Source organism: Nocardia sp. NPDC058497 (assembly GCF_042720195.1).
Taxonomy (GTDB): Bacteria; Actinomycetota; Actinomycetes; order Mycobacteriales; family Mycobacteriaceae; genus Nocardia.
Genome location: NZ_JBHXMY010000241.1, coordinates 578 through 8504 on the forward strand (window position 1 = coordinate 578; position 7927 = coordinate 8504).

Below are 7927 nucleotides of genomic sequence, written 5' to 3' on the forward strand. Positions count from 1 at the left end.
GCCGTTCACCTGCGGTCAGGTGACGGGCTCGTGGCGTTCGGGGGGTTCAGCGGCGGCGGATGGCGCGCTGCATGCCCTTCATCTTGGCGCCGGGGGGCATCGGGCCCTTCGGCATGGCCGGGCCGCTGCGCGAGCTGAGGGCCGTCAGCCTGCCCTCGATCTGGTCGATCCGCTTGACGTCGATATTGCGCGGCAGCTTGGTGAGGAACTTCTGCAGATCCTTGAGCGGGGTCTGGCCCTCGTCGTTGCCGACGATCACTTCGTAGATGGGGGTGTCACCGACCAGGCGGGCGGTGCGCTTCTTCTCCTGCGCGATGAGCGACTTCACCCGCTGCGGCGAGCCCTCGGCGACGAAGATCACGCCGGGCAGGCCGATGACGCGGTGCACGGCGTCGAGCTGGGTGGTGGCCGCGACGCCGTTGGCGACCCGCCACTTGCCCTGCAGGTTCTCCAGCACCCACGCGGCGGCACCCGCCTGGCCCTCGGCCTTGCGGTAGACGTTCTTCTGCACGCGACGTCCGAAGATGATGAACGCGAACAGCACACCGAGCAGCAGACCCAGCGGCAGCAGGAACCACTGCATGTCGAAGATCAGACCGATGAGGAAGAAGACCACCGTGGTGCCGACGAGTGCGCCGATCATCAGCGGCAGCAGCGCCTTGTCTTCCTTGCGCTGCATGTTGAACGCCTGCCACAACTGCTGACGCCGTTCGCGTGATGCCTGCTTGCGGGCCGCTTTAGCCGCGGCCCTGGCTTCCTTCGACGGCTTGCCGCCCTTGCCTCCTGCCATGTGTCTCAGCTTAGATGGCCCCCCGCCGACCCGTCGGACCGCATGACGCTCCGATACGAATACGGCGATTCGGGCGCCTTCGGCGGCGAACGGGGCGCGCACGGGCAAGAATGCCTAGGATGCGCCCGATCACCGAGAACCCGGCCGGCTCCCCCGTCACCCACGGCGTCGACGACGAGGTCGCCGAACGCCTGGCCGCGGCCCTGCGGTGCGTGACGGTCTCGACCGAGGATCCCGCGCACACCGCCGACGCGGAGTTCGTCCGGCTGGCCGAGCACCTCGAGGCCTCGTTCCCGCGGGTGCACGCCGAGCTGTCCGTGACCACCTTCGGCCGCAGCAGGCTCTACCGCTGGGACGGCGCCGAGCCAGGGCACGCCTCGGCGATCCTGCTGGCCCACCAGGACGTGGTCCCGGTCGACGATCCGCAGGGCTGGACCCATCCCCCGTTCGCCGGTGTCGTCGACGCGGAGTTCATCTGGGGCCGGGGCGCGATCGACGACAAGAGCCGGGTGCTCGCCGTGCTGGAGGCGGTCGAGTGGGCGCTCGGCGCGGGAATCCGCCCGTGGCGCACCGTCTATCTGGCCTTCGGTCACGACGAGGAGGTCTTCGGCGACGGCGGCGCGGTTCGGATGGCCGAGCACCTGCGCGCCGAGAAGGTGCGCGCCGATCTGCTGCTCGACGAGGGCGGGGTGATCACCGACGGCGTCGCCGACGGGGTGGACCGGCCGGTGGCCAGCATCATGCTCGGCGAGAAAGGCTATGCGACGGTGCGGCTCTCGGTCACCGAGACCGGCGGGCACTCGTCGATGCCGGGCAAGCAGACCGCGGTCGGGCGGATCGCGCGCGCCGTCGCGCGGGTGCAGGACCATCCGATGCCGTTGCGGCTGACCCCGGTGATCACCGACATGCTCGCCCGGATGCGGGTCGCACTGCCCGACTCGCGGCGCAAGCTGCTCGGATTCACCGAGACGCGCGGTCTGTCCACGCTGGCCGGACCGCTCATCGCGCGGATCCTGGCGGCGGGCCCGACCACCGAAGCCCTGGTCCGCACGACGACGGCCCCGACGGTGATCCGGGGCGGCGTGAAGGCCAATGTGCTGCCGCAGAGCGCCGAGGCACTGGTGAATTTCCGGATCCTGCCCGGTGATTCGGTGTCGGCGGTGCTCGCGCACTGCCGCCGCGTGATCCGCGACATCGGCGTAGCGATCGACCTCGTCGGGCCCGCGTCGGAACCCTCGCAGGTCACCGGCCCCGGTCCCGCGTTCGAGCTGATCGCCGAGCTCGCCACCAGCCTGGTTCCCGGCATCGTCACCACGACCGGGATCGTGCCGGGCGCCACCGATTCCCGGCACTACGACGGCCTGGCGCGGACCCGCTGCAACTTCGCGCCGATCGTGCTGACCGCGGCCGACCTGGACCGGATCCACGGAACCGACGAGCGGATCTCCCGGCTCAACTACGCTCGACTGATCGAGTTCAACCGGCGCCTGCTCGAGCGGCTCGCGGCGGCGCCAGGCCCCGAAGAAGGAGCGCAGCGATGACGACGGACACGGGTGAATTCGCCGGCAAGGGCGGCCGGATCGCCTGGCGCGCCTGGCAACCCGAGACCGCACCGCGCGCGGTGGTGGTGCTGGTGCACGGCGTCGCCGAGCATTCGGGACGCTACGAATACGTGGGCGACAAGCTGGCCGCGGCCGGATTCGCGGTCTACGCGCTCGACCACATCGGGCACGGGCTGTCGGAGGGCGCGGCGGCCAATATCGGGTCGATGCACGCCGCTGCCGACAATGTCGCGACGCTGCTCGATGTCGCCGGCACGGCCCACCCCGGGGTGCCGCGCTTCCTGCTCGGACATTCGATGGGCAGCCTGGTGGTGCTGCATCTGGCCACTCGCGGGCCGGTCGACGTGACCGGGATCGTGCTGTCGGCGCCCCCGCTGGACATCGCGGTGGGCAATCCGGTGCAGCGCCTGGCCGCCCCGCTGCTCACCCGGTTCGCGCCGAATCTCGGTGTGCTGACCCTGGATTCGTCGACGATCAGCCGCGATCCCGAGGTGGTGCGGGCCTACGACGACGACCCGCTGGTGTTCCGCGGCAAGCTGCCCGCCCGCACGGCGGTGGAGATCCTGCAGCACACCGCGCTGGTGAAGCAGCGTCTCGGCGCGCTCACCGGGCCGCTGCTGGTGCTGCACGGCATCGCCGACACCATCGCCGCGCCGTCGAGCTCGGACCTGCTCGAACGCGATACCGGCTCGGCCGACGTGACGGTGCTGCGCTACCCGGGGCTGTTCCACGAGGTGTTCAACGAACCCGAGCGCGACCAGGTCATCGGTGACGTCACCGAATGGCTCTCCCAGCATATTACTGGTGAGTAACTTAGAACCTAAGTAGACTCCGCCCATGGGAACCACGTCTACCGGCGCTGTCGCCTTCATCCGCGCCAGCTGGCACAGCTCCATCGTCACCAAGGCTCACGAGGGCTTCGTCGCCGAATACGCCGGCCTCGGGTTCGACCCCGCCGTCGTCGAGGTGTTCGACGTCCCTGGCGCCTTCGAGATCCCGCTACACGCCCAACGGCTGGCCCGCACCGGCCGCTACGAGGCGATCGTGGCCGCGGCGCTGGTCGTCGACGGCGGCATCTACCGCCACGACTTCGTCGCCACCGCGGTGATCGACGGCCTGATGCGCGTGCAGCTCGACAACGACGTGCCGGTGTTCTCGGTGGTGCTCACGCCGCACCACTTCCACGAGCACAGCGAGCACGTCGACTACTTCACCAACCACTTCGTGACAAAGGGAGCCGAGGCTGCCCGCGCGGTGGCGAACACCCTCAGCTCCCTGCGGTCACTGCCCGCGGCGCGCTGACGGTATTGATGGTCAGCTCCGCGAGGGCCTACGTGGTCACGCTGCGCTACCGCCTCCGGCCCGCCGTCTCCGCTGACTACTTGAACTGGGTCAGGCAGGCCTGTTCGCCGTCGAGGACGCCGGTGCGGAACGCCTCGAGGCGCTGATAGCCGCTCGGCACCACCTTGCCGTTGACGTCGGCGGCCGCGAGGCCGTCGGCGAGCAGGCCCGACACGGCCTCGTCGAGGTCGCCCGCCGACAGGCGCGGATCACTGCTCGGCTCACTGAGTTTCGTGGTCAGCGCACCGGACAGGCACGCGGTGCGCAGGCCCGCCGACTCGGCGCCGGTCAGTGACAGCTTGCGATCCTGCTGCACCGCCAGGGCGTAGCGGGACACGAACACCACCGCGGCGTTGTAGTCGCCGGTGACCACCGCGGACAGCGGCTCTTCCTTGCCGCTCGCACCCTCGCCCGCGCGCTTGGCCATGGCGGGCAGGTCGGTGCCGATGGTGTTGCTGCCGGGGCAGTAGGACACCGGTTCGGTCGTGGTGGTCGAGGAGCAGTTGCGGGTGACCCCGGTGTAGTCGAACTTCGGCGCGTTCTTCACCGGCATCGACTTGCCCAGCTGGTTGGCCAGGTTGGTCAGGTTTTCTTTGTCGACCGGGAGCTGTTCTTCCCGCTCGTTGTCCTCGAAGGTGACCGGCAGACCAGCGCGACGTTTGGTGATCTCGTCCTCGTTGATGCCCTCGCAGGACTTGGCGCCCTCGGTGTAACCCATCTGCACCGCGGTGACCCGCTCGAAGGCCGAACCGTGCACGGCGTCGGGATCATTGGGGTCGCGGTCACGCACGGCGACGGTCGCGCCGAGTACGCCATTGAGGCCGTCGGTGGTGTTGAGGGTGAAGTGCTTGGACTTGCCCTCGGCGACATGGCGCAGGAACACACCGGCCAGGCAGTCTGCCTGCTGTTCCTTGACCAGCGAATCGGTGAAGAAGCCGCGCAGCAGGTCGGCCTGGGACTGGATGGCATGGCCGTACTCGTGGGCCAGCACCATCACCACCGACATCTCCTTGTACTTGTCGACCAGCAGCGGCAGCAGGACCGAGCGATCCCAGCCGATGGTGTGGTTGAGCGGGCAGTACGCGGCGTTGACCAGCTTGTAGGTGCTGCTCAGGCAGAACTCCACCGATTCCGACTCCGGCGCCTTCGCCGACCACGAGATGTACTTCGAGGCGGGCTTGAAATCGCCGCGGAAGGTCTTGGAATACTCGGTCTGCCAATACTCTTCGATATCGGCGATGGCGTTGAGCGCGAGCTTGTCGATCTTGCCGTTGTCGCCGTTCTCGGCCTTCTTGTCGGTGTCGGGCACACCGGGGCGTGATCCGCTGGGCCCGCTGTTCGACGTCGCGCCCGCCACCTCCCACGGGTTGTCCATGGCCGGCACCGCCTGGTCGCTGGCGACAGTTGTCGCCGTGCAACCGGATACGAGCATGCCGACGCTCACCAGTGCCGCGGCAACGCCGACAGCGAACCGATGTCTGATCATCCGCTTTTCCTCCCCGGGGAATGACACGGACGCCTAGCGGTCCGATGTCGAGCGCTCACATGGTAATCGACTTCGGTCAGCGGTCCATCCGGACCGTCGCCAGTACCGCGCGATGATCGGTGCCGGGCAGGGTGAGCGTGCGGATCTGTTCGGCCACACCGCCTGCGACGAGGATGTGGTCGATGCCGATCACCGGACCCCACCGGCGATCCGCGGGAAAGGTGAGCAGGACGCCGTCGCCGGTCTGGTCGGCGGCCGAGGCGAACGGGCCGTCGAGCAGGGCACGGTAGGCCGAATGATTCTGTGTCGCATTGAAATCCGCGCCGACGATGGCGGGCGTGCTCGTGGCCGCCAGGATCTCGTCGACCCGGCGCATCTCCGCCGACCACGCGGCGAAGTCGATGTTCGGCGGGATCGGATGGAAGGCGAACACCGAGATCGGGCCGCGCTGCGGATGTTCCATCGTCGCCGAGATATTGCTCATGATGAAGCCGTCGTATTTCTTGGTGTCGCGCAACGGGTATCGGCTGTAGATGCCGGTACCACCGCCGCCCGACTGCGCCGGTTCCAGATAGACGTAAGGCAGCAGGTTGTCCAGTCCCGCCGTCCGCAAGCGCGTGATCGCGTCGACGGTCAGTTCCTCGATGGTGAGCACATCGACGTTGTTGTCCCGCACCGTAGCGACCACGGCGGTCGGATCCGCCTGGCCGAAGAGGATATTCGACTGCAACACCACCAGTTCCGGACCGTCGGCCGCCCTGCTCTCCGGGATGTAGGACGGCACGACCAGCCACAGCACACCGGCGAGCACCCCACCCCCGGCGACCGCACTGCGCCATCCGCGCGCGGCGAGGACCAGCGCCAGTCCGACGACCGCGCCGAGCATCAACCAGATCGCCCCCGACGCCAGCAACACCATCGACTTCTGCTGCCAGTTCACGATATGCAACACGATCCCGGCCACCGCCGCGATCAGTGCGCCCCACCCCAGGACGAGCAAGGCCCGTTCCAACCATTCACGCATCATGCGGTCACCCTATGCAGCCGACATTGCGGCCCGCTTATGACGGCCTTGAGAGATTTCTGTGGGCATACACTGGCGCGAAAGGAGGCGGCATGTACATCGAGGAATTCACGGCAGCGGGCCCGCTCACCGAGGACGCGGTCGAGGAGCTGATGACGGTCGTGAGCCGATACACCTCCGCGCTCACCCTTACCGTCGCCGACCGCACCATCCAACTACCGGTGCTCCCCGTGTGCTGGCCCGAACTCCCGCTGCGAGCGGGCACGACGGTCACGGTCGAAGCCGCACGCGGCTACCGCCCGGTCGACGCCGAGGACCGCGCCGCGCTGCGCGACTTCGTCACCACGTTCCAGCGCGCGACCGCTACGCCCTAGAGCGGCAGGCCTGCTTCGATCCAGTTGTAGGCCTGGATCTTTCGGGAGGCGGGGTCGTTGACGACCTGGTTGATGAGGTCGTTGATCTGGTCGGTGGACAGGGGGTAGCCGTAGTGTTCGGCGGCGCCCGCCGAGGCCCAGAGGGAGGCGAAGAGGCCGGGGCCGCCGAGGAGGTGGGCCAGGGCGGTGGCGATGTCGTCGACGACCTCGATGACGCCGTGGACCAGGGCGATCGCGATGTCCTCGTCGCCGGGGGTGGCGCCGGGGGCCAGGGCGCCGGATTCGACGGCGCGCCGGGCCAGCCAGTCGCGGGGGACCAGCGGGGCCGGGCCGATGGCGTCGCCGAGGTAGTAGCGCCACTCCCCCGGATTGCCCTGGTCGAAGGCGTGGATGTAGAAGGTGCGGGTCAGCGCCCACAGGGCGATGTAGCGCAGGGCGACCTGTTCGGGTTCCAGTGCCGCGTCGGGGCTTTCGGCCCGGTCGCGCTCGAGCTGGTTCCAGGCGAAGCGGAACCAGACCTGCTCGGAGTTGCCGACCCAGGTGGCGGGCAAGCGGTCGGCCAGTGCGGCGACGTCGGCGGCGGGGCCGTAGAGGCCGGTGTCGCCGGAGACCTCGACGCGCAGGTTGTCGACATAGCCGCGCAGGGCGTCGACGGAGGTGAACACCGCGTAGCCGAGCTGGGCGAGGCGGGTGAGGTCGGCGTTGGCGGGCTCGAGCACTAGCACCACCGGCATGCCGACGCCGGGCTGCAGGCCGTCGGGCCAGAAGGCCTCGGCGACAGCGAGTTCGCGGCCGGTCACGGGGTCGGAGACCTCGCTGTCGAGCAGCGGGAAACCGAAGCCGTCGGCGATGAGGTCGTCGACGAGCGCGTTGACCTGGTCCACCGCCGGGTCGCCGATGGTCACCCCGGCGACGCCCACGGACAGCAGCGTCGGCCGGTGCAGGGTGCCGGTGCGCAACTGCTCGAGGAAGGCATCGGCGGCCGCGGACAGCAACTTGCGCCGGGCACGCAGGAATTCGCGGTAGTTCTCGACCCGCCACAGTGCCGGATCGGTCGGAATCCATTGTGAGGCCAGCACTCCCGGATGCCTGCGCTCCATCTCGGCGAGGTAGTCGGCGGGTTCACGCTCGCCCAGCTCGGCTTCCGAGCCGGGGCTGAGGAAGCAGAAGTTGGCGATCGCGTTGATCTCGTTGCGCTCGTAGCCGGCATCGCGCAGCGTGGTTTTCGGGAACAGGTAGTGCACCTGCACCGGCGGCGGCTCCCCGAACTGCTCGATCCCGAGGACGGAACCGGGGCCCACATCGCGCGTCCCGTCAACGCCAGGGTCTTTAACACATCTCCGAGCCCAC

General features: G+C 68.8%; 7 protein-coding genes and 1 pseudogene. 4 read left to right on the forward strand and 4 right to left on the reverse strand.

All coding sequences use genetic code 11. The features are described from left to right. Positions 1-46: 46 nt before the first annotated feature. Positions 47-790 (reverse strand): DUF4191 domain-containing protein, encoded by a 744-nt coding sequence (locus ACFWPJ_RS17510; protein ID WP_378852521.1) that lies wholly within the window; start codon positions 788-790, stop codon positions 47-49. A 119-nt stretch (positions 791-909) separates the two neighbouring features. On the opposite strand from ACFWPJ_RS17510, the gene ACFWPJ_RS17515 reads away from it, so the two are divergent. From ACFWPJ_RS17515 to ACFWPJ_RS17525, 3 genes are read left to right on the forward strand one after another with little or no spacing between them, the layout of a single operon-like run. Then, the gene (locus ACFWPJ_RS17515) at positions 910-2331 is read left to right on the forward strand and encodes a M20/M25/M40 family metallo-hydrolase (protein WP_378852523.1); all 1422 of its coding nucleotides are present in this window, start codon (positions 910-912) and stop codon (positions 2329-2331) included. Then, complete coding sequence (locus tag ACFWPJ_RS17520) at positions 2328-3164, forward strand: alpha/beta hydrolase (protein WP_378852525.1); 837 nt, start codon at positions 2328-2330, stop codon at positions 3162-3164. Before ACFWPJ_RS17515 ends, ACFWPJ_RS17520 begins: the two co-directional genes overlap by 4 nt. 25 nt (positions 3165-3189) lie before the next feature. Then, positions 3190-3654 carry a 6,7-dimethyl-8-ribityllumazine synthase gene (locus tag ACFWPJ_RS17525; protein ID WP_378852527.1) on the forward strand — a complete coding sequence of 155 codons (465 nt, stop codon included), beginning with the start codon at positions 3190-3192 and terminating at the stop codon, positions 3652-3654. Between the two features lie 76 nt (positions 3655-3730). Here ACFWPJ_RS17525 and ACFWPJ_RS17530 read toward each other — a convergent pair whose 3' ends face one another. Continuing rightward, positions 3731-5179, reverse strand: a complete 1449-nt coding sequence (locus ACFWPJ_RS17530) for a metallopeptidase (RefSeq protein ID WP_378852529.1) — start codon at positions 5177-5179, stop codon at positions 3731-3733. 76 nt (positions 5180-5255) lie between these two features. Further along, on the reverse strand, positions 5256-6206 hold the full coding sequence (locus ACFWPJ_RS17535; RefSeq protein ID WP_378852531.1) for an endonuclease/exonuclease/phosphatase family protein: 951 nt from the start codon (positions 6204-6206) through the stop codon (positions 5256-5258). A gap of 89 nt (positions 6207-6295) precedes the next feature. Here ACFWPJ_RS17535 and ACFWPJ_RS17540 point away from each other — a divergent pair, with 89 nt between their 5' ends. Beyond that, positions 6296-6577 (forward strand): hypothetical protein, encoded by a 282-nt coding sequence (locus ACFWPJ_RS17540; RefSeq protein WP_378852533.1) that lies wholly within the window; start codon positions 6296-6298, stop codon positions 6575-6577. Here ACFWPJ_RS17540 and ACFWPJ_RS17545 read toward each other — a convergent pair. Continuing rightward, positions 6574-7927: pseudogene (locus ACFWPJ_RS17545) on the reverse strand (hypothetical protein); the annotation flags it as partial. The gene ACFWPJ_RS17540 and the pseudogene ACFWPJ_RS17545 overlap by 4 nt on opposite strands.